The organism is Mycobacterium sp. NPDC006124 (assembly GCF_040614235.1).
Classification (GTDB): domain Bacteria; phylum Actinomycetota; class Actinomycetes; order Mycobacteriales; family Mycobacteriaceae; genus Mycobacterium.
In genome coordinates, this window is the sequence record NZ_JBEXUA010000002.1 from 353,121 (window position 1) to 377,165 (window position 24,045).

The 24,045-nt window shown below is 67.7% G+C and carries 25 protein-coding genes; 9 read left to right on the plus strand and 16 right to left on the minus strand.

Features of this window, described 5'->3' with window-relative positions:
- Positions 1-5: 5 nt before the first annotated feature.
- The gene (gene purM, locus ABZ195_RS05475) at positions 6-1,085 is read right to left on the minus strand and encodes a phosphoribosylformylglycinamidine cyclo-ligase (RefSeq protein ID WP_355215580.1); all 1,080 of its coding nucleotides are present in this window, start codon (positions 1,083-1,085) and stop codon (positions 6-8) included.
- 68 nt (positions 1,086-1,153) lie between these two features.
- Here purM and ABZ195_RS05480 point away from each other — a divergent pair, with 68 nt between their 5' ends.
- Positions 1,154-1,588, plus strand: a complete 435-nt coding sequence (locus ABZ195_RS05480; protein WP_355215582.1) for a cupin domain-containing protein — start codon at positions 1,154-1,156, stop codon at positions 1,586-1,588.
- Positions 1,589-1,661: 73 nt separating this feature from the next.
- Positions 1,662-2,639, plus strand: a complete 978-nt coding sequence (locus tag ABZ195_RS05485; protein ID WP_355215584.1) for an NAD(P)H-binding protein — start codon at positions 1,662-1,664, stop codon at positions 2,637-2,639.
- Between the two features lie 3 nt (positions 2,640-2,642).
- Here ABZ195_RS05485 and purF read toward each other — a convergent pair whose 3' ends face one another.
- Complete coding sequence (purF, locus tag ABZ195_RS05490; protein ID WP_355215585.1) at positions 2,643-4,187, minus strand: amidophosphoribosyltransferase; 1,545 nt, start codon at positions 4,185-4,187, stop codon at positions 2,643-2,645.
- Between the two features lie 246 nt (positions 4,188-4,433).
- Entirely contained in the window at positions 4,434-4,847 is a 414-nt protein-coding gene (locus ABZ195_RS05495; RefSeq protein WP_355215587.1) for a sterol carrier family protein, read from the minus strand.
- A 16-nt stretch (positions 4,848-4,863) separates the two neighbouring features.
- Here ABZ195_RS05495 and ABZ195_RS05500 point away from each other — a divergent pair, with 16 nt between their 5' ends.
- Positions 4,864-6,069, plus strand: coding sequence for an MCE family protein (locus tag ABZ195_RS05500; RefSeq protein WP_355215589.1), 1,206 nt, complete (start codon positions 4,864-4,866; stop codon positions 6,067-6,069).
- Here the strand turns inward: ABZ195_RS05500 and ABZ195_RS05505 are convergent.
- From ABZ195_RS05505 to ABZ195_RS05525, 5 genes are all read right to left on the minus strand, one after another.
- Positions 6,059-6,709, minus strand: coding sequence for a CPBP family intramembrane glutamic endopeptidase (locus ABZ195_RS05505; RefSeq protein WP_355215590.1), 651 nt, complete (start codon positions 6,707-6,709; stop codon positions 6,059-6,061). The two genes, ABZ195_RS05500 and ABZ195_RS05505, sit on opposite strands and share 11 nt — an antisense overlap.
- Positions 6,710-6,789: 80 nt before the next feature.
- Entirely contained in the window at positions 6,790-9,063 is a 2,274-nt protein-coding gene (purL, locus tag ABZ195_RS05510) for a phosphoribosylformylglycinamidine synthase subunit PurL (RefSeq protein ID WP_355216091.1), read from the minus strand.
- Between the two features lie 33 nt (positions 9,064-9,096).
- Positions 9,097-10,299 (minus strand): cation:proton antiporter, encoded by a 1,203-nt coding sequence (locus tag ABZ195_RS05515; protein WP_355215592.1) that lies wholly within the window; start codon positions 10,297-10,299, stop codon positions 9,097-9,099.
- 22 nt (positions 10,300-10,321) lie between these two features.
- Positions 10,322-10,669: a VOC family protein gene (locus ABZ195_RS05520; RefSeq protein ID WP_355215594.1), complete on the minus strand. Its 348-nt coding sequence runs from the start codon at positions 10,667-10,669 to the stop codon at positions 10,322-10,324.
- 16 nt (positions 10,670-10,685) lie between these two features.
- Positions 10,686-11,930 carry a M18 family aminopeptidase gene (locus ABZ195_RS05525; protein WP_355215596.1) on the minus strand — a complete coding sequence of 415 codons (1,245 nt, stop codon included), beginning with the start codon at positions 11,928-11,930 and terminating at the stop codon, positions 10,686-10,688.
- A gap of 100 nt (positions 11,931-12,030) precedes the next feature.
- Here ABZ195_RS05525 and ABZ195_RS05530 point away from each other — a divergent pair, with 100 nt between their 5' ends.
- Both ABZ195_RS05530 and ABZ195_RS05535 read left to right on the plus strand, forming a co-directional pair.
- Positions 12,031-13,050 carry a Dyp-type peroxidase gene (locus ABZ195_RS05530; RefSeq protein ID WP_355215598.1) on the plus strand — a complete coding sequence of 340 codons (1,020 nt, stop codon included), beginning with the start codon at positions 12,031-12,033 and terminating at the stop codon, positions 13,048-13,050.
- Positions 13,047-13,844, plus strand: a complete 798-nt coding sequence (locus ABZ195_RS05535) for a family 1 encapsulin nanocompartment shell protein (protein ID WP_355215599.1) — start codon at positions 13,047-13,049, stop codon at positions 13,842-13,844. Before ABZ195_RS05530 ends, ABZ195_RS05535 begins: the two co-directional genes overlap by 4 nt.
- A gap of 213 nt (positions 13,845-14,057) precedes the next feature.
- Here ABZ195_RS05535 and ABZ195_RS05540 read toward each other — a convergent pair whose 3' ends face one another.
- Positions 14,058-14,984, minus strand: coding sequence for a LysR family transcriptional regulator (locus tag ABZ195_RS05540; RefSeq protein WP_355215600.1), 927 nt, complete (start codon positions 14,982-14,984; stop codon positions 14,058-14,060).
- A 113-nt stretch (positions 14,985-15,097) separates the two neighbouring features.
- On the opposite strand from ABZ195_RS05540, the gene ABZ195_RS05545 reads away from it, so the two are divergent.
- Positions 15,098-15,847 (plus strand): SDR family oxidoreductase, encoded by a 750-nt coding sequence (locus tag ABZ195_RS05545; RefSeq protein WP_355215601.1) that lies wholly within the window; start codon positions 15,098-15,100, stop codon positions 15,845-15,847.
- A gap of 25 nt (positions 15,848-15,872) precedes the next feature.
- Here the strand turns inward: ABZ195_RS05545 and ABZ195_RS05550 are convergent, their stop codons facing one another.
- The 6 genes from ABZ195_RS05550 to purS form a co-directional block, all read right to left on the minus strand.
- Positions 15,873-17,234, minus strand: a complete 1,362-nt coding sequence (locus tag ABZ195_RS05550; RefSeq protein WP_355215602.1) for a hypothetical protein — start codon at positions 17,232-17,234, stop codon at positions 15,873-15,875.
- Positions 17,234-17,971 (minus strand): hypothetical protein, encoded by a 738-nt coding sequence (locus ABZ195_RS05555; RefSeq protein WP_355215603.1) that lies wholly within the window; start codon positions 17,969-17,971, stop codon positions 17,234-17,236. Before ABZ195_RS05555 ends, ABZ195_RS05550 begins: the two co-directional genes overlap by 1 nt.
- Positions 17,968-19,248 (minus strand): hypothetical protein, encoded by a 1,281-nt coding sequence (locus ABZ195_RS05560; RefSeq protein ID WP_355215604.1) that lies wholly within the window; start codon positions 19,246-19,248, stop codon positions 17,968-17,970. Before ABZ195_RS05560 ends, ABZ195_RS05555 begins: the two co-directional genes overlap by 4 nt.
- A gap of 66 nt (positions 19,249-19,314) precedes the next feature.
- On the minus strand, positions 19,315-19,599 hold the full coding sequence (locus tag ABZ195_RS05565; protein WP_355215605.1) for a hypothetical protein: 285 nt from the start codon (positions 19,597-19,599) through the stop codon (positions 19,315-19,317).
- A 74-nt stretch (positions 19,600-19,673) separates the two neighbouring features.
- Positions 19,674-20,348 (minus strand): phosphoribosylformylglycinamidine synthase subunit PurQ, encoded by a 675-nt coding sequence (purQ, locus tag ABZ195_RS05570; RefSeq protein WP_355215607.1) that lies wholly within the window; start codon positions 20,346-20,348, stop codon positions 19,674-19,676.
- Complete coding sequence (purS, locus tag ABZ195_RS05575; protein WP_355215609.1) at positions 20,345-20,584, minus strand: phosphoribosylformylglycinamidine synthase subunit PurS; 240 nt, start codon at positions 20,582-20,584, stop codon at positions 20,345-20,347. Before purS ends, purQ begins: the two co-directional genes overlap by 4 nt.
- 73 nt (positions 20,585-20,657) lie before the next feature.
- Here purS and ABZ195_RS05580 point away from each other — a divergent pair, with 73 nt between their 5' ends.
- From ABZ195_RS05580 to ABZ195_RS05590, 3 genes are read left to right on the plus strand one after another with little or no spacing between them, the layout of a single operon-like run.
- Positions 20,658-21,308: an MBL fold metallo-hydrolase gene (locus ABZ195_RS05580; protein ID WP_355215610.1), complete on the plus strand. Its 651-nt coding sequence runs from the start codon at positions 20,658-20,660 to the stop codon at positions 21,306-21,308.
- Positions 21,308-21,922 carry a hypothetical protein gene (locus tag ABZ195_RS05585; RefSeq protein ID WP_355215612.1) on the plus strand — a complete coding sequence of 205 codons (615 nt, stop codon included), beginning with the start codon at positions 21,308-21,310 and terminating at the stop codon, positions 21,920-21,922. Before ABZ195_RS05580 ends, ABZ195_RS05585 begins: the two co-directional genes overlap by 1 nt.
- A gap of 39 nt (positions 21,923-21,961) precedes the next feature.
- Positions 21,962-22,339 (plus strand): hypothetical protein, encoded by a 378-nt coding sequence (locus tag ABZ195_RS05590; RefSeq protein WP_355215614.1) that lies wholly within the window; start codon positions 21,962-21,964, stop codon positions 22,337-22,339.
- A 38-nt stretch (positions 22,340-22,377) separates the two neighbouring features.
- Here ABZ195_RS05590 and ABZ195_RS05595 read toward each other — a convergent pair whose 3' ends face one another.
- On the minus strand, positions 22,378-24,024 hold the full coding sequence (locus tag ABZ195_RS05595; protein ID WP_355215615.1) for an FAD-binding dehydrogenase: 1,647 nt from the start codon (positions 24,022-24,024) through the stop codon (positions 22,378-22,380).
- Between the last annotated feature and the right edge of the window lie 21 nt (positions 24,025-24,045).

Below are 24,045 nucleotides of genomic sequence, written 5' to 3' on the forward strand. Positions count from 1 at the left end.
GGCGCTCAGAACCTCGGGTGCTGCCCGACCAACTGAGCGCGCGACTGGCCCTTGCCGCCCTTGGTGACGGTGCCTAGGGTCCAGCAGTCCAGGTGTCGGGCAGTCAAGATCGCCAACGCACGGTCGGTGTCCTCCGGCGCAACGATGGCAACCATGCCGACACCCATGTTGAACGTCTTGTCCATCTCGGCGCGGTCGATGCGCCCCCGCTGGGCGATCATCGCGAAAACCGGGGCGGGCGTCCACGTTCCGCGATCCAACTCGGCACTGAGCCCGTTGGGGATGACGCGTTCGAGGTTGCCTGCCAGCCCACCGCCGGTGACGTGGCAGAACGTCCGCACCTGGGTCTCGGCGGCCAACGCCAGGCAGTCCTTGGCGTAGATCCGCGTCGGTTCGAGCAGTTCCTCGCCGAGGGTGCGACCGAATTCCTCCACGTGTCCGGCGAGGTTTCCGCGGTCGATCTCCAGAAGTACCTTGCGCGCCAACGAGTATCCGTTGGAGTGCAGCCCGGTGGAGGCCATCGCGATGATGACGTCACCGGGCTTCACGCGATCGGGGCCGAGTACGTCGTCGGCCTCCACCACGCCGACTCCGGTCGCGGAGATGTCGTAGTGGTCCGGTGACATGAGGCCCGGGTGCTCGGCGGTCTCGCCGCCTAGCAGCGCGCAGCCGGCGATGACGCAGCCGTCGGCGATGCCCGAGACGATCTCGGCGACGCGTTCGGGGACCGTGCGGCCGACGGCGATGTAGTCCTGCAGGAACAGCGGCTCGGCGCCACAGACGACGAGGTCGTCGACGACCATCGCCACCAGGTCCAGGCCCACCGTGTCGTGCTTGTCCATCGCCTGGGCGATCGCCAGCTTGGTTCCGACGCCGTCGGTGGACGACGCCAGCAGCGGCTCGCGATACCCGCCACGCAGGGCGAACAACCCCGCGAACCCGCCGAGCCCTCCTCGCACCTCAGGTCGAGTGGCCTTCTTCGCAAGCGGTTTGAACAGCTCGACCGCGCGGTCGCCCGCCTCGATGTCCACTCCGGCAGATGCGTAGGAGGCGACGCCGTCGTCCGTCCGCTGATCCTCGCTCATCGGGTATGAGGGTACCGGTCGCGCGGATCGCAGCGCACACTCGACGGCCGGTGTGACACGCTTCCCCCATGGCCGACGTTCGTGAACTCGCCGCCGCCCTCGCCGTGGCGACCGTCGCGACCATCGGCATGGCTGCACCGGCCGGCGCCACCCCGAGCCGCGGAGTGGACGCCAGGGTCCTGTCGCAGGCCACCGTGGACGGCCACGACTACATCACCAAGGAGATCACGATCGCCCCGGGCGGCAGCACCGGGTGGCACTGGCACCCGGGCCGGGTCTACGGCGTCGTCCGGTCCGGCACGCTGACTCATGACTTCGCGGACTGCTCGGTCGACGGCGTCTATTCGGCGGGCGCGCCGATCACCGAGGACAGTGGACCCGACCACGTGCACGAAGGCCGCAACCTCGGTGTCGAGCCGGTCGTGATGTGGGTTCTCTACATCGACGACGCGGGGGCTCCCCCAGCCGTCGACGCACCAAACCCGGGCTGTCCGTTTGAATAGGGCGCCGCGGGGACATCTGTATCGGTGACTGCTCCGAATACCTCGGTAGTGGAGACCGACGGACGGAGGCTGGATGTCGGACACTGAGTCGCGTCGCTCATTGGTGACGGGTGCAACCGGGTACATCGGTGGACACCTCACCGCACTGCTCGTGGAGCGGGGCGAGAACGTGCGAGCGATGGCTCGCACTCCGGAGAAGCTCCGCGACGCGCCGTGGCGCGATCAGGTCGAGGTGGTGCGCGGCGACCTCGGGGATCCGCAGACCCTGGAGGCCGCGTTCGACGGGGTCGACGTCGTCTACTACCTGGTGCACTCGATGGGCACCTCCCGCGACTTCGTCCGCGAGGAGGAGAAGTCCGCCCACAACGTCGCGGCCGCCGCAGAGAAGGCCGGCGTGCGCCGCATCGTCTATCTGTCTGGGCTGCATCCGGACGGTGAGTTGTCGCGCCACCTGCGCTCGCGCAACACCGTCGGCGAGATCCTGATGGCCTCGTCGGTGGAGACGGTCGTGCTGCAAGCGGGCATCGTCATCGGTTCCGGGTCGGCGTCCTTCGAGATGGTGCGTCACCTGACCGACCGACTGCCGGTGATGACCACGCCGAAGTGGGTGCGCAACAAGATTCAACCGATCTCGATCGACGACGTGCTCTACTACCTCGCCGAGTGTGCCGACGCGCCGCTACCGAAGTCGCGGACGTTCGACGTCGGGTGCCCGGACGTCTTGGAGTACGCCGACGCGATGCAGATCTATGCCGAGGAGGCGGGTCTGCGCCGGCGGTTCATCATCGCGCTGCCGCTGCTGACCCCGAGCATCGCCAGTTGGTGGGTGGGTCTCGTCACGCCGATTCCGTCCGGACTGGCCCGTCCGCTGGTGGAGTCCCTCGAACACGACGCGGTCATGTCGGAGCACGACATCGACGGTGTGGTGCCGCCACCGCCCGGCGGTCTGACGAACTACCGGGAGTCGGTGCGGCTGGCACTCGAGAGCGACGGGACGACCGGCAAGGGTCGCCGACACCTCATTCGCTTCAGTTCGACTGCGCCGCAATAACTTTCAGGGCCTGCGCAAAGCCGAGGCGTTGTCGTTCTCGGACTGCACGCCAGTGCGCGCCGCATTGGCCAGCATGTGCTCGATGACGTTCTTGCCGAGCGCCGACTCGCTGGGCAATTCGATGGGGTACTCCCCGTCGAAGCATGCCGAACACAACCGCGACGCAGGCTGCTCGGTCGCCGCGATCATGCCCTGGTGCGAGATGTAGTTCAGGCTGTCGGCGCCGATCGCGCGGCGAACGGCGTCGAGCATCTCGGTCTCGTTGGCGCCGGCGTTGGAGGCGTTGGCGATCAACTCGGCGGGAGTGGCGAAGTCGATGCCGTAGAAGCACGGCCACTTCACCGGCGGTGACGCGATGCGGACGTGCACCTCGAGGGCACCGGCCTCACGGAGCATCCTGATCAGCGCGCGCTGGGTGTTGCCACGCACGATCGAGTCGTCCACGACGATCAACCGCTTGCCACGGATGACTTCCTTGAGCGGGTTGAGCTTGAGGCGAATGCCCAGTTGGCGGATGGTCTGCGACGGCTGGATGAAGGTGCGGCCGACGTAGGCGTTCTTCATCAGACCCTGACCGAACGGGATGCCGGATTCCTGCGCGTAGCCCACGGCGGCCGGGGTGCCGGATTCCGGGACGCCGATCACCAGGTCGCCGTCGACGGGTGACTCGCGGGCCAGTCGCCGACCGATGTCGACGCGGGTCGCGTGTACCGAACGGCCGCCGATGACACTGTCGGGCCGGGCGAGGTAGACGTACTCGAACACGCACCCCTTGGGGGTGGGGTTGGCGAAGCGGGTGGAGCGCACGCCGTCGGCGTCGATGGCCAGGAGTTCACCCGGTTCGATGTCGCGCACGAACGCTGCGCCGACGATGTCGAGTGCGGCCGTCTCCGAGGCCACCACCCAGCCGCGGTCCAACCGGCCGAGCGAGAGCGGCCGCACGCCGTGCGGGTCGCGGGCGGCGTAGAGCGTGTTCTCGTCCATGAACGTCAGGCAGAACGCGCCGCGGACGGTCGGCAGCAGTTCCAGCGCGGCCTGCTCGAGGGTGGCGTCCGCTGCACCGTGAGCGAGCAGCGCCCCGAGGATGTCGGAGTCGGTGGTCGCTGCGGCCGCACCGCGCATGTCGGTCAGGCCGGCGTCGCGAGCCCGTGCGGCCAGCTCGGTGGTGTTGACGAGGTTTCCGTTGTGCCCGAGTGCCACGCCGGTGCCCGCCGCGGTGTTCCGAAACACCGGCTGGGCGTTCTCCCATGTCGTGGAACCAGTGGTCGAATACCGGCAGTGCCCGATCGCGACGTGACCCTCCATCGCCGCGAGGGTCTGCTCGTCGAACACCTGGCTGACCAGGCCGAGATCCTTGAACACCAGTACCTGGGATCCGTCGGCGACGGCGATGCCCGCTGCCTCCTGCCCTCTGTGCTGCAGGGCATACAAGCCGTAGTACGAGAGTTTCGCCACGTCTTCGCCGGGGGCCCAGACGCCGAAGACGCCGCATTCTTCCTTGGGCTCGTTATCCGTGTCGTCCGTCGGGTCGATCTGCTCGGCGGTCACGATCAGTGTGCTCCCTGGGGGCTGTGGGTGACGGGCTTCAGTCTACGGTGAACGGCTGCCGAAGGTGGAATCGAAGCGCGGTACGGACGAACTCTTCAACAACGGAGATCGCCGGCGCATTTCTGGCGAGAGTGTGAGCCGAGCGCGGGCCGACCAACTGCCTGCCGAGGGCGCACCGACGACGGTCACCCCTCGACGTCAGCCGCTGGAGGACGTCACCCTGCGCAACCGCGGCTTCCACCGGGTTCAGGAGGAGCCGTCGTCCGGTTGGGGCGCGAGCGGGACGACGGGAAGCCAGTCGGCGATCTCGGCGGCCCGTGATCCCGACGACTGCAACCTCCCGGTGGCCAGCGCGTCGGACATCGTCAGCAGACCCGTGGCCAGGAGGAGCCAGGTGCGCGGGTCCGCTTCGACCACGTTCGGCGGGTTGCCGCGCGTATGCGCCAGGCCCGAGATGCATTGCATCGCAACGAATGGCGGCACCCGCACCTCGACACTGGCACCCGGCGCCTGCGCAGCCAGTGTCCTGGCGGTCAGACGCACCGCCTCGGCGATCGCGCTGCGCTCGGGACTGGCCGCGGTGCCGTCTCGAAGCCAGTCCGCGACCGCCGAGACGGCGTCGCGGGTCTTCGTCGGATCCGCACTGCGACGGCTGGCCATACCCTAGTCTCCCAGAATGGCTTTCGACCGCCACCGCCCGCCGTATCGGCTGGCAGGGGCGGCGCTGGTGGTGGTCGTCGCGGTCTTCGGCGTGCTGCTGGCCAAGCAGTACCGCGGTGACTTCGTCGGTCGGGCCCCGCTGACCGTGATCTCGGACCGCGCCGGCCTCGTCGTCGATCCCGGTTCGAAGGTCACGTTGAACGGCGTCGAGATCGGCCGGGTGGCCGGTCTGCACGCCGCAACGGTCCTCGGGCGCGAGCAGGCGGTGATCGAACTCGAGGTGAAGGACGAATACCTGCCCGCGATACCGTCCAACGTGGTGGCCGACGTGCGGGCCAGCACGGTGTTCGGCAACAAGTACGTGTCGTTCACCTCACCCAACGACCCATCGCCACAACGAATTTCGCCGGGGGCGACGATTCCCGTCCAGTCGGTGACCACCGAGTTCGACACGCTCTTCGAGCAGATCACCTCCGTCGCGGCCATGGTCGACCCCGTCAAGCTCAACCAGACCCTGACGGCCACGGCCCAGGCCCTCACCGGCCTGGGCACCAGATTCGGCACATCCCTCGACGACGCGAACGTCATCCTCGGGGACCTGAACTCGCGGTGGCCGCGCATCCGCCGGGATCTCGAGCAGACCGCGGAGCTGCTCGACGTGTACGCCGACGCCGCCCCGGATCTGGTCGCTGGACTCGAAGATGCGACGACCACCGCGCACTCGCTCACCGCACGCCGCGGCGACCTCGACGCGGCGTTGATGGCCGCCGTCGGGTTCGGCGACACCGCGGCGGATCCGCTGCGGCGCGCGGGCCCGTTCTTCGTGCGCAGCGCCGCAGACCTGCGCCCGACGACCGCGCTGCTCGACGAGTACCGCGGCATGATCTTCTGCACCCTGCGCAACTACCACGACGTCGGACCGCGGATCGCCACCGCCCTCGGCGGTGACAATGGCTATTCACTGGCTGCGTTCGGCACGGTGATGGGCGCGGGCAACCCGTACGTCTACCCCGACAACCTGCCGCGGATCAACGCCCACGGCGGCCCCGAGGGTCGGCCGGGGTGTTGGCAGAAGGTCACCTACGACCTGTGGCCGCATCCGTATCTGGTGATGGACACCGGTTTCAGCCTCGCGCCCTACAACCACCTCGAGCTGGGGCAGCCGTTGGCCGTCGACCACGTGTGGGGGCGTCAGATCGGCGAGCTCACCATCAACCCGTGACGGTCGGCGTCGACGTGGCTCGCCGCGTGCGCTGGACCAGGACCGTCGACACCGCCCCGGCCTCGTTGGTGGCCAGGTGCGCGAGCATGGGTGCCGCCAGGCTGCCGGTGCGTGAGTGCAGCCAACCGAACAGCCAGCCGGCGGTGGCGGTGATCAGGACCGTGCCCAGGACGGAGTCACCGGCGGCCCGGGCGTCGGGGACGTGCGACAGCCCGAAGACGGTCGCCTGTAGGAGACGCCCGCGGCGCGGTCCGAAGGCCCGGGCCGCCGCGGTGCCCAGCGCCGCGCGGTAGGCGGCCTCCTCGAACCACGCGGTGCCGATCGGGATGTCCCGTATCAGCCAGGCCCCGACGTCAGCGGGCACGTCGCGCCCGGCCAACGACGAGCGGACGGAACGCAGTGCCGTCGACGCACCGACGACGGCGAAGATCGTTGCGGCGACGCCCGATCCGGTCGTCAACCCCGCCCGAAGTTCGGGGGGCCGCAGGCCCAGTGGCGCCCGGGTACCGGCGACGAGTCCCGTACCGAGGACGGCCCGCGCCGGCACCTGCCAGCGCGACGGCACCCGGGGTGCGACGACGACCTTCCAGGCCAGCACCCCGCCAGCCACGCACAGCGCGCGAAGAGCCCTCTCCGGCATCAGTACTCGAGTCCGTTGGTCCAGCCCGGCGTTCGATCCAGGAATCAGTCAGTCACAGCCGGAGCAGCGAGGGCGGGAGGTCACCCGAACAGTCCGGGAAGCACGCCGTCGGAGATGCTGCGAAGTTCGTCGAGTCCGACGGTGAATTGACCTTGGACTTCGATGGACGTGCTGCCCTCGTCGACCACGCCGATGCGGCCCGCGGGCAGGCCGCGCGCCTCGCACATCGCCCGGAAACGGCTCTCCTCCGTGCGCGGAACGGCGACGAGCACCCGCCCGGCTGATTCGGAGAACAACGTCACGAAGGGATCGGCTCCCTCGGGGAGGATGATGCGACAACCGGTTTCACCGGCCAGCGCGGACTCGAGGACCGCCTGGATGAGGCCGCCCTCGGAGAGGTCGTGCGCCGCGGAGATCAGACCGTCGCGGGACGCCGACGCCAAGACCTCGGCGAGCAGCTTCTCGCGTCCCAGGTCCACCTTCGGCGGCAGACCGCCCAGGTGGTCCGCGGTGACCTGAGCCCACACCGAACCGTCGAACTCGTCGTGGGTGTCGCCCAGCAGCATCAGCGTCTCGCCGGGTTCGGTGCCGAAGGCCGTGGGAATCCGTCGCCTGACGTCCTCCAGAACGCCGAGTACGCCGACCACGGGGGTGGGAAGGATCGGGGTGGTACCGGTCTGGTTGTAGAAGCTCACGTTGCCGCCGGTGACCGGGATGCCAAGGGCCGCACAGCCGTCGGCGAGCCCACGGACGGCCTGGGAGAACTGCCACATCACGCCGGGATCCTCCGGCGAACCGAAGTTCAGGCAGTTGGTGACGGCCAGTGGCGACGCCCCGGTGACCGCGACGTTGCGGTAGGCCTCCGCCAGCGCCAGCTGGGCACCGGTGTACGGGTCGAGTTGGGTGTAGCGGCCCGACGCGTCGGTGGAGATGGCCACGCCGCGACCGGTCTCCTCGTCGATGCGCAGCACGCCGCCGTCGGCGTGCTCGGCGAGCACCGTGTTGCCTCGCACGTAGCGGTCGTACTGCTCGGTGATGAAGGCGCGGCTGCAGAGGTGCGGGCTGCCAAGGAGTTTCAGGAGCGTAGCGCGAAGTTCGTCACCGGTGGACGGACGTGGGATCGAATCCGACGTGTCGGCGTTGAGGGCGTCCTGGGTGTGCGGCCGCTCGACGGGGCGTTCGTACACCGGCCCCTCGTGCGCCACGGTCCTCGGGGGCACGTCGACGACGGTCTCGCCGTTCCAGGTGATCTGCAGCCGGTCGCCGTCGGTGACCTCGCCGATGACGGTGGCCAGCACCTCCCACTTGGCGCAGACGGCCATGAACGCGTCGACGTTCTCGGGTGCCACCACCGCACACATGCGTTCCTGCGACTCGCTGGAGAGCACCTCGGCCGGGGTCATGAACTTGGCGCGCAGTGGCACCTTGTCGAGCTCTATGGACATGCCACCGTCACCGGCGGACGCCAGTTCGGATGTGGCGCAAGACAATCCGGCGCCACCAAGATCCTGAATGCCGATCACCAAACCAGCTGCGTAGAGCTCGAGACAGCACTCGATGAGCACCTTCTCCATGAACGGATCGCCGACCTGCACCGACGGCAGCTTCTTGCGGCCGGGTCCCTCGCCCTCGTCGCCGCCGAAGGTCTCCGACGCGAGCACCGAGACGCCGCCGATACCGTCGAGTCCGGTACGCGCCCCGAACAGAATGATCTTGTTGCCGGTGCCGGACGCAAAGGCGAGGTGCAGATCCTCCTTGCGGAGCACGCCGACGCAGAGCGCGTTCACCAGGGGGTTGCCCGCGTAGGAGGGGTCGAAGATCGTCTCGCCGCCGATGTTGGGCAGGCCGAGGGAGTTGCCGTAGCCGCCGACTCCGCGCACGACGCCGTCGAGCACCCGCCGGGTGTCCGGCGCATCGGCCGCCCCGAAACGCAGCTGGTCCATCACCGCGACCGGACGGGCGCCCATGGCCATGATGTCCCGGACGATGCCGCCGACGCCGGTTGCCGCACCCTGGTACGGCTCGACGTAGGACGGGTGGTTGTGGGACTCGACCTTGAAGGTCACCGCCCACCCGTCGCCGATGTCGACCACGCCGGCGTTCTCGCCAATGCCGGCCAACATGGCGGCCCGCATCTCGTCGGTCGTCGTCTCACCGAAGTAGCGCAGGTGCACCTTCGAGGACTTGTAGGAGCAGTGTTCGCTCCACATCACCGAGTACATGGCCAGCTCGGCGTCGGTCGGCCGGCGTCCGAGGATGCCACGGATCCGCTGGTACTCGTCGTCCTTCAGGCCGAGCTCACGGAAGGGCTGCGGCTGATCGGGGGTCGTAGAGGCTTGCTCGACACTGTCCACTTCGTGGGAGTACGCGGATGTCACCTGGGTAGTTTATTCGCTTCCGCGACGAGCGAGCGCCCGCGCCGCCACGGGCCCGCCGAAACCGTGCAGCACGACGCTGCCCAGCACCACGACGACCACGATCAGCAGGATGGTGTCCTCCTCGGGTGGGTCGAGCACGTTGTAGGCCAGCAGCCCGAAGACGATGACCGCGGCGCCGCGCGGCCCCAGTCCGCCCAGCATCACCCGTTCCGGCCACGTGAACTTCGAACCGACCATGGCCAGCAGGACCGGAAGCATCCGCACCAGTGTCAGCGCCAGCAGGCAGAACGCCACGATGCCGAGGGTGAGGTCGGCCTGCCAGTAGGCGATGAGGATCACGCCGCCGAAGACGAACCACATCAGCGCGGTCAACAAAAAGCCCAGGTCCTCGAGCAATTCCAGCTCACGCTCGGCGTCACTGGACTGCCGGTAGTAGTGGTAGGCCACGCCACACAGGTAGGCCGCGACGAATCCGTTGCCGTGCCACCAGAGGGTCAGCGTGTAGGCCACTGCCGGCGCGGCCACCACCAGCACCCGCCGGGACTGCCCGGTCATCGAGTGCTTGCGCTCGGCGAAGTTGGCGCCCATCGCGAGGCCGGCGCCCACCACTGCCCCGACGACGATGGCCTTCGCCGAGTGGGGAAGGGCCTCCCGCAGCTCCTCCCAGACGGGGCCGGCCTGGACGTGTTGATCGGCCACCGCGAGGGCGAAGAGGAAGATGGGCGAGAGGATGCCGTCGTTGTGCCCGGCTTCGACGTTGAGCAAATCGCTGACCCGGTGCGGGACGTGCCGGTCTCGCATTATCCATTGCGCGGGGGCGAAGTCGATCGGCACCACGATGCAGGCGATGACGACGACAGTCGCCAACGACAAGCCGGGCAGCAGCCACAGACCGAGCAGGACGGCGATTCCCACGCTCAGCGGCAACGCCACGAACAGCACACGGGCGGCCGAGCGCGGATGTTCGCCGAACAGCCCGGCGCGCATGGCGTTCGCGTCGAGGAACAGCAGGATGGCCAGGACGATCTTGGCGGCCTGCTCGGCGGTCTGCGAGTTGAGGGTGTCGGCCAGCGAGCCGTGCGTGGTGTATTCCACGACGGCGCCGGCGAGCAGGAGGAACAGCGGGGGCGTGATGCGCCAGCCACCCAGGCGTCGGGCCAGCAGGGCCCAGACGGCGAGGAGTAGCGAAACGGCGATCAGCGACAGCAACACGTGGGTGATCCTCCCCCGTGGGCTAACCGCCCGCTATGCAGAACGCGTTGTCCTCTGGGTCGGCGAGCACGACCCACCGGAAGTCGTCGCCGAAGCAGTTGCGTTCGACCTCCCGGGCGCCGAGCCCGACGGCCCTCGCCACCTCGGTCTCCATGTCGTCGGCGTGCAGGTCGAGGTGCACCTTGTTCTTACCGGGGGTCGGATCCGGGACCCGTTGGAAGCCGACGGCCGTGCCCTCCGGCCGGGTCACCAGGACGAATTCGCCTGGCACCACCGCGTTCACCTCGCACCCCAGCACGTCGGCCCACCAGGCCGACAGAGCATCGGGGTCAGCGCAGTCGAAGGTCACCGTAGCCATGTCCAGACTCATACCTGGAGAAGATAATTCACTGCGGCGACAGAAACGCCTGCAACGCGGCGGCGTAGGCGACGACGTCGCGCGCGCCCATCAGTTCGCGAGCCGAGTGCATGGCCAGTTGCGCGGCGCCCACGTCCACGGTCGGAATGCCGGTGCGCGCCGCCGTCATCGGGCCGATCGTCGACCCACACGGTAGGTCGGCGCGATGCTCGTAGCGCTGCAGCGGCACCCCGGCCTGCTCGCACGCGACGGCGAACGCGGCCGCCGTCCTGCCGTCGGTGGCGTAGCGCAGGTTGGGGTGCACCTTGAGCACGGGTCCACCGTTCACCTCGATCAGGTGCCCGGGCTCGTGGCGCTCGGGATAGTTGGGGTGGGTGGCGTGGGCCATGTCGCCGGAGGCCACCATCGACCCGGCAACGCGGCGCAGGAACGCCTCCCGTCCGTCGCCGGCGAGCAGCGCAATGCGCTCCAACACCGTCGGCAGCAGCTCGGATTGGGCGCCGTGATCCGACGTCGAACCGACCTCCTCGTGGTCGAAGAGCGCCAGCACGGGCACGTACCCCCGCGGCTCCGCCGCCAGGAAGGCCTCCAGCCCGGCGTAACAGGTGCCCTGGTTGTCCAGCCGCGGCGCGCTGACCAGGTCGCGGTCGGCACCCACCAACGTCGACCCGGTCAGGTCGTGGGTCATCAGGTCGGCGGCCAGCACTGCATCCGGGTCGACGCCCGCGTACTCGGCGACCCAGTCGACGAACGGGCGCGCCCGGTCGCCGACGCCCCACACGGCGTTGACGTGACGCTGCGGGTTGAGCTCGACGCCCTTGCGATCGTCGGACAGGTGGATCGCCAGCTGCGGTACCCGCAGGACCGGCTCGTCGACGCGCACGAGCACGTCCTCGGTCGCCAGCGACAGCCGGCCGCTGACGCCGAGATCGCGGTCCAGCCAGGAGTTCAGCCAGGCGCCGCCGTAGGGTTCGAGCGCAACCACCTGCCAGCCGGCCACGATCCGGTCGGGGTGCTGCTTGACCCGCAGGTTGGGACTGTCAGTGTGCCCGCCGACGACGCGAAACGGCGTGCCGCCGGCCGCTCCCCGCCACGCGACGAGCGATCCGGCCCGCACCGTGAAGTAGCCCCCGTCGCCGGCTGGCCAGGCATCGCCTTCGAACAGTTCGAGGTAGCCGGCGGACCGCAGCCGCTCGGCCACGGTCGCGCACACGTGAAATGGCGACGGAGAGGCGTCGATGAAGTCGCACAAGCCTTCGGGAGTCGCTGTCATGGGTCCATCTTGACGCCTTCCCCCGTCTGCGGTGGGGGCTAGCCACCATCTTCGGCTCACGGCCTTCGGGCGCGGTGATCTTGACGCTAGGGTCCCTGATGTGTCCGATCCGCTGCCGCAGAAGGTGCTCGCACCGCTGACGCCCGCCGCCATCTTCGTCGTCGCCACCATCGACGAGGGCGGCGAGGAGGTCGTGCACGACGCGTTGGGCGACATCTCGGGACTGGTGCGCGCGATCGGCTTTCGCGACCCGAGCAAGCAGCTGTCGGTGGTGACCTCCATCGGCTCCGATGCGTTCGATCGGCTCTTCTCCGGGCCGCGGCCGGCCGAGCTGCACCCCTTCGTCGCCCTCGACGGGCCGCGGCACCGAGCGCCCTCGACGCCCGGGGACCTGCTGTTCCACGTTCGCGCAAACTCGCTCGACGTCTGCTTCGAACTGGCCGGGCGCATCGTCGGCGCCATGGCCGGTGCGATCACCGTCGTCGACGAGGTGCACGGATTCAAGTTCTTCGACAACCGGGACCTGATGGGCTTCGTGGACGGAACAGAGAACCCCGACGGACCAATCGCGCTGCACGCCACGCAGATCGGTGACGAGGATCCCGACTTCGCCGGCGGGTGCTACGTCCACGTCCAGAAGTACCTCCACGATCTCGACGCCTGGAACGCCCTGTCCACCGAAGCGCAGGAGCGGGTGATCGGCCGCACGAAGCTCGACGACATCGAACTCGGTGACGACGTGAAGCCGCCGAACTCGCACCTGGCACTCAACGTCATCACCGACGACGACGGCAACGAGCTCAAGATCCTCCGGCACAACATGCCCTTTGGCCGCGTCGGCAAGGCCGAGTTCGGCACCTACTACATCGGATACTCGCGCACGCCCTCGGTCACCGAGCGGATGCTGCGCAACATGTTCGTCGGCGACCCACCGGGCAACACCGACCGCATCCTGGACTTCTCGACGGCGATGACGGGGACCATGTTCTTCGTCCCCACGGCCGACTTCCTCGGCGATCCGCCACCGCTACCCCAAACGGCCTCGACCACAACCACTTCCGCATCCCCCGCGCCCACCGGCTCTCTGTCGATCGGCAGTCTGAAAGGACGACCCCAATGAACGACCTCTACCGCGAGCTGGCTCCGATCACCGACCAAGCCTGGAGCGAGATCGAACAGGAGGCCACCAGAACCTTCAAGCGCCACATCGCCGGTCGGCGCGTGGTCGACACGAGTGCCCCCGGCGGGCCGACCAAGGCAGCGGTGAGCACCGGTCACCTGGTCGACGTCGCACCTCCCGGCGAGGGCGTCGTGGCCCATCTTCGCGAGAGCAGGCCACTGGTCCGGCTGCGCGTGCCGTTCACCATCTCACGCACCGACGTCGACGACGTCGAGCGTGGCTCACAGGACTCCGACTGGGATCCGGTCAAGACGGCGGCCAAGCAACTGGCCTTCGCCGAGGATCGCGCGATCTTCGAGGGATATCCGGCTGCGGCCATCGACGGCATCCGCAAGTGCAGCTCCAACGGCTCTCTGGCGCTGCCGTCGGATCCCAAGGAGATCCCCGACGTCATCTCCCAGGCACTGTCCGCGCTTCGGCTCGCCGGCGTGGACGGGCCGTACTGCGTGCTGTTGTCGGCCGACGTGTACACCCAGGTCAGTGAGACCACCGCGCACGGTTATCCGATTCGCGAACACCTGAACCGCCTCGTCGACGGTGAGATCATCTGGGCGCCAGCGATCGACGGCGCCTTCGTGCTCTCCAGCCGCGGCGGAGACTTCGACCTGCAGATCGGTACCGACGTCTCGATCGGCTATCTGTCGCACGATGCCACCAGCGTGCAGCTGTACCTCGAGGAGACGCTGACGTTCCTCTGCTACACCGCGGAGGCGTCGGTCGCATTGACCAGATAGACGTGCCTCGCCGCCAAGGTACGGCTGCGTGCGTTGGAAAGCGGCCGGGCGAAATCCCGTGCCTGGTCAGCCCGCATCTCCTCGGCGACCACGCCGGTGGCAATGCCGTCGTGCCGAATGCAACGGTCGTCGTGAAACTGACGCCGGCTGGCCATTACCCAGAACCGATCGGCACGTGTTCTACGGTCACGACCCGGCGTTCTGGGCCACGCTCTAGCCCGGCACGCAGTGGCGGTCGTCAGGCGGATGATCGAGAAGCCTTGAGCCACCCCAATCTTGCTGGGTGATCTGGTCGAGCATCGCCGTCTCTGCGGCACCCGGGTTGCGCCGTATGCCGACGAGGACGGGCTCGGTCAACGCGGGCACAACCTGTCGGGCCAGATCTTCGAAGCCCTCGGGGATCGCCGAGGCCGGCACGACGGTGACGCCCAATCCCTCGGCGACGAGCCGGACCGCCGTGGCGATTTGAGATGCGCGGGCCACCGTGGGCGGGTTGAGGCCGGCCGTGCCGAGCAGGCGGGCGAGGTAGTCGTCGAGCAGACTGGCGCGCCTGAATCGGATCCACCCCTCAGCCGCAAGGTCTTCGAGTCGTAGGGCTGCGCGTCGTGAATGCAAGGGGTGCGCTCTCGGCAGAAGGGCGACGTACGATTCGTCGCCCACGCGGTGGACGTCGAACGCGCACCCGGCGGGCACGTGATGCACCAAGACCATGTCCAGGGTGCCTTGGCGAGCCAGTCGTTCCATGTCCGCCGGGTCTGGCTCCTCGTGCAAGGTGACCTGAAGCCGTGGGTGGCGAATACGCAACTGTCCCAACGCCCGTGGCAGCTGGCGGGCTCCCAGTCCCATGTGCACGGCGATGATGAGCTCGCCGGACAGTTCGCCGGTGGCGGCGCGCGCAGCAGTGACGGCCCGCCGCGACGCCGTCGTCGCGACCTCCGCCTCGACGAGGAAGGCTCGGCCTGCCACGGTCACCGTCACCCCGCTCGGAGTGCGGGTGAACAGCTGCACCCCGAGGTGCTTCTCGAGAACGCCAATCTGCTGCGACAACGAGGGCTGGGTTACTCGAAGACGATCCGCCGCCGCCGTCATGGAACCCTCCTCGGCTACGGCGAGGGCGTACTCGTACTGACGCAGGTTCATCAGAATCCCATCGGCGGCATAGACATCGTCAATGCAGAGTATTCGCTTCCACTATTTGCGTCTATGCCACGGCCGCTCATACCGTCAAACCACACCCAATCGGAGGAGACGGCATGCGCCTGGCAGACAAGACGGTCCTGGTCACGGGCGGCAGTACAGGCCTCGGCCTGGCGATCGCCCAGCGATTCGAGCGCGAGGGCGCACACGTCTACATCACGGGTCGACGCCCAGCGGTGCTCGAGGCCGCGACGGCGTCGACCGGGCAGCGCGTCACGGGGATCACCGCGGACTCGACGGTGCCCGACGACCTGACCCGCGTGGTCGAGACCATTCGCACGGAGCGAGGACACCTCGACGCCGTCGTCGCGAACGCCGGGAACATCGAGCGGGTCAACCTCGGGGACGTGACCGAGGATCACTTCGATCGCAGCTTCGACCTCAACGCCCGCGGCACGCTGTTCACGGTTCAACTGTCGTTGCCGCTGCTACGCGAGGGTAGTTCGATCGTCTTGGTGGGCTCGATCACGGCGGTCAAGGGACTCCCCGGAGCGGGGGTATACAGCGCAACGAAGGCGGCCGTGCGCTCCTACGCCCGCACGTGGGCGGCAGAGTTCGGCGACAAGGGAATTCGGGTCAACGTACTCAGCCCGGGGCCGGTCGACACGCCCATCATCGACGGACAGGCGGAGTACTTCGGCCAAGATCCGGCCGCCGTCCGAGCCGAGATGAGCACCCACGTTCCGATGGGTCGCCTCGGGCGTCCCGAGGAAATCGCCAGCGGCGCGCTGTTCCTCGCCTCGGACGAGAGCAGCTTCATGACGGGCGCAGAGTTGTGCATCGACGGCGGAATGGCTCAGGTCTAGGCCGTGTCCGCGGAAGCGTGCTTGGCTACGACGGAGCAACCAGCGAGAAGAGCTCGTCATTCGTACGCTGGACCAGCGTGGTGTCGACCCTCCACACGTCCTTCCCCTCGCTCTGCGTCTCACCGGGGAACGACCAGAGTTGCTCGCACGTGTCGAGGTCGATTGCCCTGGCCGGGGTCCGGTCGCCGCTGATCACGGCGACGTCGCCGTCGGAGGCGATGTAGTAGTAGCCGAGGCCCTCGACATCACAGGTCTTCAAGGCCTTGCCGGTGCGCAAGTCGAATTGCTGCCAACTTCTTTCGCGGTCCTGACCCGCCTCGACCAACAACCTGTCCCCGATCACACGGGTGTACGGCATTGCCGTCGACTTGGGCAGTTCAAGGAGCTTGCGACCGTCGAGCGTGAAGACGACGTCTGACGTCGTCCCCTGCACCAGGGGGATGTCGCGCGAGCCGGTGAGAATCGTTCCCTTCAGATCTGACGCACCCAGGTTTCGGCCGGACGAATCGAACAGCGCCACCCGATCCCAGGTGTAGCCATCCGACGAGGAGTATTCGTACCCGAAACCACCCGGGTAGGCGAAGGCCAACCCGAGCTGTTCAGCTTGCGGCACGGTAGGTTTGACCACTCTCCCGTCTGCAACCGAGAACACCACGTCCGCCGGGGACGAAGCTGCTCCGCCCTGAACGGCGATCGGCTGTGGCGGCGTGTCATGTTGCCAGTCCCTCTGCTGGGACAGCAATCCGCTGCCAGGAACGAACCACGTCAGCTCGGTGCGTAGTCCGATTCCGTGTACTCCCTCACCGTTCACCGTGGCGACGGCGTATACCCCAGCTTGTTCTACGACGGGTTCTCGCTGCGTGGTCGTCAGCCGCAACTCGGTGGGACCGTCATAGAGCAACGCGCCGCTGTCGGCGTTGACCAGCCACGCACGGGACGGCATTGCAGGATCGCGGTCTTGAACGATGCACAGCACCATCGATGGACCGTCGACGAAGCAGTCGACGCCCGAGGCGGTCTTCGCCAGCCCGAGTTCGACTGGCGGAAATACACTTCGGCCGTTGGTGACGTCGACTGCCGCAAGCCACCAGCCCGTTCCCGTGATTCCTAGAAGATAGCCACGATTCTCGTAACCTCGGATCAGCTTGGGAACCGTCCCGGGCGGTAGCCCAAGGTCGTGTGCTGATGTTCTCCAGCCAGGCACCGGTTCCTTGCGCATCGACGCTGAGAGCAATTCCTGCTGCGGCAGGCGCAACGGGGGCGGCGACTGCGGTGAACCGACCGCGGTTCGCTTGCCCACGATGACGACGGCAGTCACTGCGACGACGACCAGCACCCCCAGTACCGCAATGAGGATCCACCAGAACCGCTTTCGCGACGCTTGCACTACGTCGTGCCCACGATTTCGTTGAGGCGCGCGACTGCTCGACCGTCGCTGAGCTCGTCGCGCTTGTCAGGGTTGATCCAGTAGAAGCGGACGAACTTCCACATGGCCCTTCCCCTTGGTGTGTACGAATCGACGGCCTGCGTGCGGATTCTTCCGTCGGCCAGCCTGAGGAAGATCGAACCCCTGACTGGCGGAGGCTTGCCTGGCCGATGTTCTGCGATTTCGACGACGTCATCCCAATCGCCGCGAATCGTCGTAAGCCCTTGTCCCAGCTCGAAACCATGCGGATCAAGCCTCTGGAAGCTGTTGCCGCCACGTTTGAACAACGCGACGATGTTGGCGGTGCCCGTGAGGGTGAGAACGACCGCAGCCAAGGACCATGCCCCTTGACTTCCGTACGGAAGCGGAAGGTCGATCTTGCCCTGGGGCGCGAAGATCGCGTACACCGCGACGGCCCCGACTCCCACGACCGTCGCCCATGAGATGCAACGATCCACGACCAGATCAGGTCGAATCGTCGTCTCACCATCGCTGACCTGAATACGAGGGCTCACCTTGCCGGCAAGGGTCACGAGCAACGCAGCTTCGATTCCGCTGAAGGCCAACCCGATCCCTGCGGCCACGACCGCAGTGGGCAACTCGTCGCGCCCCATTGAGAGCACAGCCGTCGCGGCGCACAGCACGATGAGTCCGTTGACCGCGATGAAGTAGAAAGCCAGACCAAGCGCGTTCTTCACTTGGGACAGACCAGTTCGCCGACGAATCCACCCAGCTTGCCGAAGCCAAATCCGCCGGTTCCGCTAGCGAGACCAGCCCAGACGGGGCCCAGTTCTGGCTGAAATGCAGTGAGTGCCGCATCGACGGCCACGCCGCCGGCCAGCCCCATGCCACCCTTCCAGGCGGCGACGCACGCGTCGTGCTTCGTCTCGGCGGTCGATACGTCGTAGAGCGATGCCACCACGCCGTAAGCCGGACCGACTATTCTCGCGCCCGTACTGACATTCTCTAGTGCGCGCGCACTCAAAGTCGGAATTCCCTTCTCCGCCTGCTTCTCCAGGGCGGTCATCGAACCGCCCACGACATCCGGAACGGGATCCTCGAAGAACTCGTCGGCGAGGGTCCCATGTCTACCGTCGGCGGTCGTCACGGCTCCGCTGCACTTTCCGTCTGGCGTTCGGGTCATCACCACCGACGTGCCATCGGTCCACCAAACGTTGGTCGTCTCCGTCCCGTCCTCACCGTGAATGGTCTCCGCAATCGACACTTCGTTTCCATCCTTGTCGTACTGGGTCACTTGCAGGGTTCCTTCGGGAAGCACATGGGCGCTTGGCGGCCAACCGCCCTCCTCCTTGATGACCTGCTTGCTGCCATCCACCATGTACAGCGTCTTGAATTGGTTCCCGTTCTCGTCAGTCGACTCGGTGGTCTCCCGGACGCTCGTCGCCATGTCCTGATCACGCACCAACTCCTGAAGCTTGCGGCCTGCCTCAGTGCTCGGATTGGGCACCTCGTCACCGGGGACTGGCGGGACGGGCCCGGGTGGTCCCATCCGGTGAACGTCGAACTCAGCACCTTTGGACGCTCTAGCCACGAGGAGCGCTTGCGTCGTTTCGTCGTCGGCCCGACCGGCCCTGGTCAGCAGATCGTTGATCGAATTCTGCGCCGCCTGAGCCTTCGTCTGCAGCTCAGCCGCATGCTCGGCGGTCATGGCGGCCGGACGTATTTGCACGACCCAGGTGTCGCCAACGCTCAACTCGCTCCGGTCGATCGCGTCGGCCTCACGCAAGAGGTCCGTCCGCGCCCTTCCGATTCGCGCAGCCCCGTCATCCAGTGCCTTCGACACCGCCTGCGTGTAATCGAGAAATTTCGACGCTCTCGTCACCGCTCGCCCGAACATCCCGTTGGCGGCTTCCTGTGCCGGGCCGGACCATCCGCGGGTCTGCGGCAGCCGGTTGATTGCATCATCGAGTTGCCGGACGTCGTCGAAGATCGTCCTGCCGGTGTCACCGATCATCCTGGCACCGGTCGACAGAGAGTCAGGATTCCAGCTGGTCAATCGCGGCCGAGACGGAAGCACGCGTCAGAACAACCCGTTGAAGTTCGTCGCGAGTGAGTCGTCTTCCACCTCGTAGTGGTCTCCGGCACCTCTCACCGCGATCCCCATGGCGGCGACATCCCTGATGATGTCGTGGGCCGCCAAACCGAGATGTTCACCGACTTCTCGCGTGGCCCACTGCGTCGTCGAGCCGGGCAGGCCATCGGCCGCCGAGCTGGCCTTGCCCTGAAGATCGCTGCCGCGCATCGCGGCGGTCGCGACGTCGACCTGTTGGGCAAAGCCCCGCAACAGATCTGGATTGACGAGCATTGACTACCCCCGCATCAACCGAGAATGAGATCTCTCGACGCTAACACCCAGGTTGCGCAGGAAGGCGCGGCAAATCAGGCCGCGAGCACCGCATCCAGAGCGGAGTAGAAGATGCCCAACCCGTCGTCGGACGGGCCGGTCAGCGCCTCGGTGGCATGCTCGGGGTGCGGCATGAGGCCCACGACGCGGCCGTTGGCCGAACTGATACCGGCGATGTCGCGCAGCGACCCGTTGAGGTTCTCCCGGTAGCGGAAGACCACGCGGCCCTCCCCCTCCAGTTCGTCGAGTACCTCGTCCGATGCCACGAAGCGGCCCTCGCCGGACTTCAGCGGCACCAGCAGGTCCGCGCCCTTCTCGTAGCGGGTGGTCCACGCCGACGAGTTCGACGCCACCTCCAACCACACGTCGCGGCACACGAAGTGCAGGCCGGCATTCCGCGTCAGCGCACCGGGCAGCAGCCCCGCCTCGCACAACACCTGAAAACCGTTGCAAATACCCAACACCGGCATTCCACGTCCGGCCGCCGCGATCACTTCGCCCATCACGGGTGCGAACTTCGCGATCGCACCACACCGCAGATAGTCGCCATAGGAAAACCCGCCGGGCACCACGACGGCGTCGACGCCCTTCAGGTCGGCGTCGGCGTGCCAGAGGTTGACCGACTCCGCTCCGGCCAAGCGCACTGCGCGGGCCGCGTCGACGTCGTCGAGCGTCCCGGGGAACGTGACGACGCCGACCTTGGCGGTCACGAGCCCTCCCGGGTGACGGTCCAGTCCTCGATCACGGTGTTGGCGAGCAGCGACTCGGCGATCTCGGACAGCGTCTCGTCGCTCACGCTGTCGTCGACCTCCAACTCGAAGCGCTTGCCCTGCCGGACGTCTGAGACGCCCGACACGCCGAGGCGGCCAAGAGCGCCGACGATGGCCTGACCCTGGGGGTCGAGGATCACCGTTTTGGGCATCACGTGCACTACGACGCGGGCCACGCGCGGCTCCTGTTCTACGAGGTGAATTGCTCGGCGCTCACTCTACCGGCAGGTACCGGGCCACAATGGGGGCATGCAACTGACCCACTTCGGCCATTCTTGCCTGCTCGCGAACTTTCGGGAGGGCTCGTCGGATACGAGCGTGCTCTTCGACCCCGGCACCTTCTCCCACGGCTTCGAGGGCACCACGGGCCTCTCGGCGATCCTCATCACCCATCAGCACCCCGACCACGTCGACGTGGAGCGCCTACCTGCGCTGATCGACGCCAACCCGCAGGCCGCGCTGTACGCCGACCCCATGACCGCCGCCCAGCTCGGCGGCGCGTGGAAGGCCGTGCAGGCCGGTGACGCCTTCACCGTCGGGCACCTGGCGGTTCGGGGTGTCGGCGGCACGCACGCGGTCATCCACCCCGAGATCCCGCTCATCGACAACATCTCCTATCTCCTGGGTGACGAAGGCCACCCGGCCCGGTTGATGCACCCCGGTGACGCGCTCTTCGCGCCCGGCGAGCCCGTCGAGGTGCTCGCCACCCCGGCTGCGGCGCCGTGGATGAAGATCTCCGAGGCGGTGGACTACCTGCGCGAGGTCGCCCCGACCCGCGCCGTGCCGATCCACCAGGCCGTCGTGGCCAAGGAGGCCCGCGGCATCTACTACGGCCGCCTGTCCGAGATGACCGACACCGACTTCCAAGTGCTGGAGGAGGAGAACGGCACGGAGATCTAGTGCCGCAGGACCGGCTGACCTTCACGGGCCACATCGCCGGCATCGGGACCGGCGCGGGTGTCCGGATGGTCGTCGGGTCGTGGTCGAACTCACCGTTCGGCCGCTTCGCCGACGTGATGGTGGAGGCTGCGGACGGTCAGCGCACCCTACTGGCCCCGACGGACGAGGTCGCCGAATTCGTTTCGGCCACCTACGAATTCGATTCCGTCGAGATCGTCCCGGTCGAGGTCGAGCAGTCCGCCGACGCCTTCTCCGTCACCGCACCCGGGCTCGTCGTCGACGGACGGCTGGGCGGCCCGGCGCCATTCGACGTCTTGTTGCGCATGCTGCCACGTCGACTGGCGACGGCGCCGACCTGGTTGCGAATCATCGATCCCGTTGCAGCGCAGCTCATCCCAGGGGTACGCACCGCCGGCAGCGCGGGCAACGGCCGTCGCGAGTACTACGGCGTGCAACGCAGCAGGCGGATCACAGCCGTCGTCGGGACGTTTCGCGGTGTCGATCTGGACGGTCTGGCGCCTCTCGACCCGCCCGTCCGGTTTGGCTTCTCCTCGGCGCCCCGCACGCCCCAGATGGTGTCGGTCACGACGACGATCGACGTTCCTCGCCGCTGAACGGTCGCTGTGAACGCTGCGGGCGGCCACTATTCCGACATGCCGTCACGATCATCGCGCGCCACCTCCGCCCGGCGCGAGGCCAGCCCACTGCACGCGGTGCACCCCGTTTACGTCGCGTCGTACGGCGGCACTCCGTCGACCGCTCGAGTCGTCGGCCCCTCGACCCGCGGCGATGCCCGGCCCACCTATCCCGCCGACGTCGCACAATCACGCCTGTTCGCGGGCCTGCTCCTCGACGAACTCGACGAACTCGAGGAGGTCGTCGCCGCGGCCGAGCGCCGTCACCGGCGACGAAGTGGGGGCGACCCCGACGGTCCGGTCACGCCAACCAACGCCCTCGTTCACCTCTACGAGAAGATCGCCGAATTGCGGCGTCTGCTCGCCGCACTGGAGGCCCGCTTTCCCGAGGACTGATCGCGACGTTCGACTTTCGCTCAACCGGATTTCAAGTCTCAGCCGACGTCACGCGCCGCAGCTCGGCCCGCGGCCCGGCCGGAGAACACGCAGCCGCCGAGGAAGGTGCCCTCCAGCGACCGGTAGCCGTGCACGCCACCGCCGCCGAATCCGGCGGCCTCACCGGCGGCGTACAGCCCGTCGAATGTCGATCCGTCGGCCTTCAACACCCGCGAGTCCAGGTCGGTCTCCAATCCTCCCAATGACTTTCGGGTGAGGATGTGCAACTTGACCGCGATCAGGGGCCCGGCCTTGGGGTCGGTGATCCGGTGGGGCGCCACCACGCGGCTCACGCGGTCGGGTAGGTAGTTGCGTGCGCCCCGGATGGCGGTCACCTGGCTGTCCTTGGTGTAGCGGTTGGCGACTTCGCGGTCGCGAGCGGTGACTTCGGCCTCGACGACGTCGTAGTCGAGGCGTTCGACGTCGGGGACGTCGTTCATCCTCGCGACCAGGTCCCGCAGCGTCGTCGCCGAGACGAAGTCGACGCCTTGGTCGACGAACCGCTGCACGGGACCGGGCGCGCCGGGCCTGACCCTGGCGAGAACCTGTCGCACGCTGCGCCCGGTCAGATCGGGATTCTGCTCCTGGCCGGAGAGCCCGAACTCCTTCTCGATGATCCGAGCGTTGAGGACGAACCACGTGTAGTCGTGGCCGGTCTTGGCGATGTACTCCAGCGTGCCGAGGGTGTCGAAGCCGGGGTACAGCGGCGCGGGCAGCCGTCGACCGGTCGCGTCGAGCCAGATCGACGACGGCCCCGGCAGGATGCGAATGCCGTGCCGGGCCCACACCGGGTCGTAGTTGGTGATGCCCTCGGTGTAGTGCCACATCCGGTCGCGGTTGATCAGGTTGCCGCCCGCAGCCTCGGTGATGCCCAGCATCCGGCCGTCGACGTGGGCGGGCACCCCACTGAGCAGTTGACTGGGCACACGACCCATTCTGGCCGGCCAGTTCTTGCGGACCAGGTCGTGGTTGCCGCCGATGCCTCCGCTGGCGACGATGACGGCCGGTGCCCGGAACTCGAACTCGCCGAACGTGTTTCGGGACGAGGCGACGCCGCGGGCTGCCGTCGACGGTTCCAGCACTGCCCCGCGCACCCCGACGACGGCACCGTCGTCGACGATCAGTTCGTCGACCCGGTGACGGTAGGCGAAGCGTGCCTTGGCGCCGGCCGCGAGCAACCGGCGCGCGAAGATCTCCACGATCGCCGGACCGGTTCCCCACGCGATGTGGAACCGCGGAACCGAGTTGCCGTGTCCGCGAGCGTCGTAACCGCCCCGCTCGGCCCAGCCGACGAGGGCGAAGGTCTTGAGCCCGCGCTCGCGCAGCCAGCTGTGTTTCTCCCCCGCGGCGAAGTCGACGTACGCGTGGGCCCACTGCCGCGGCCAATGGTCCTCGGGCCGGTCGAATCCGGCGGTGCTCAACCAGTCCTGCAATGCCAACTCGTGGCTGTCGCGGATGCCCAACCGCCGCTGTTCGGGGCTGTTCACGTAGAACAGCCCGCCGAAGGACCAGAAGGCCTGCCCGCCCAGGTTGGCCGCGTTCTCCTGGTCGACGATCAGGACCGAGCGGCCCCCGTCCAGCACCTCGCATGCAGCGACTAGGCCGGCAAGCCCGGCTCCGACCACGATGACGTCGACGTCGGCCATGCCGCCACGTTAGCCGCCATC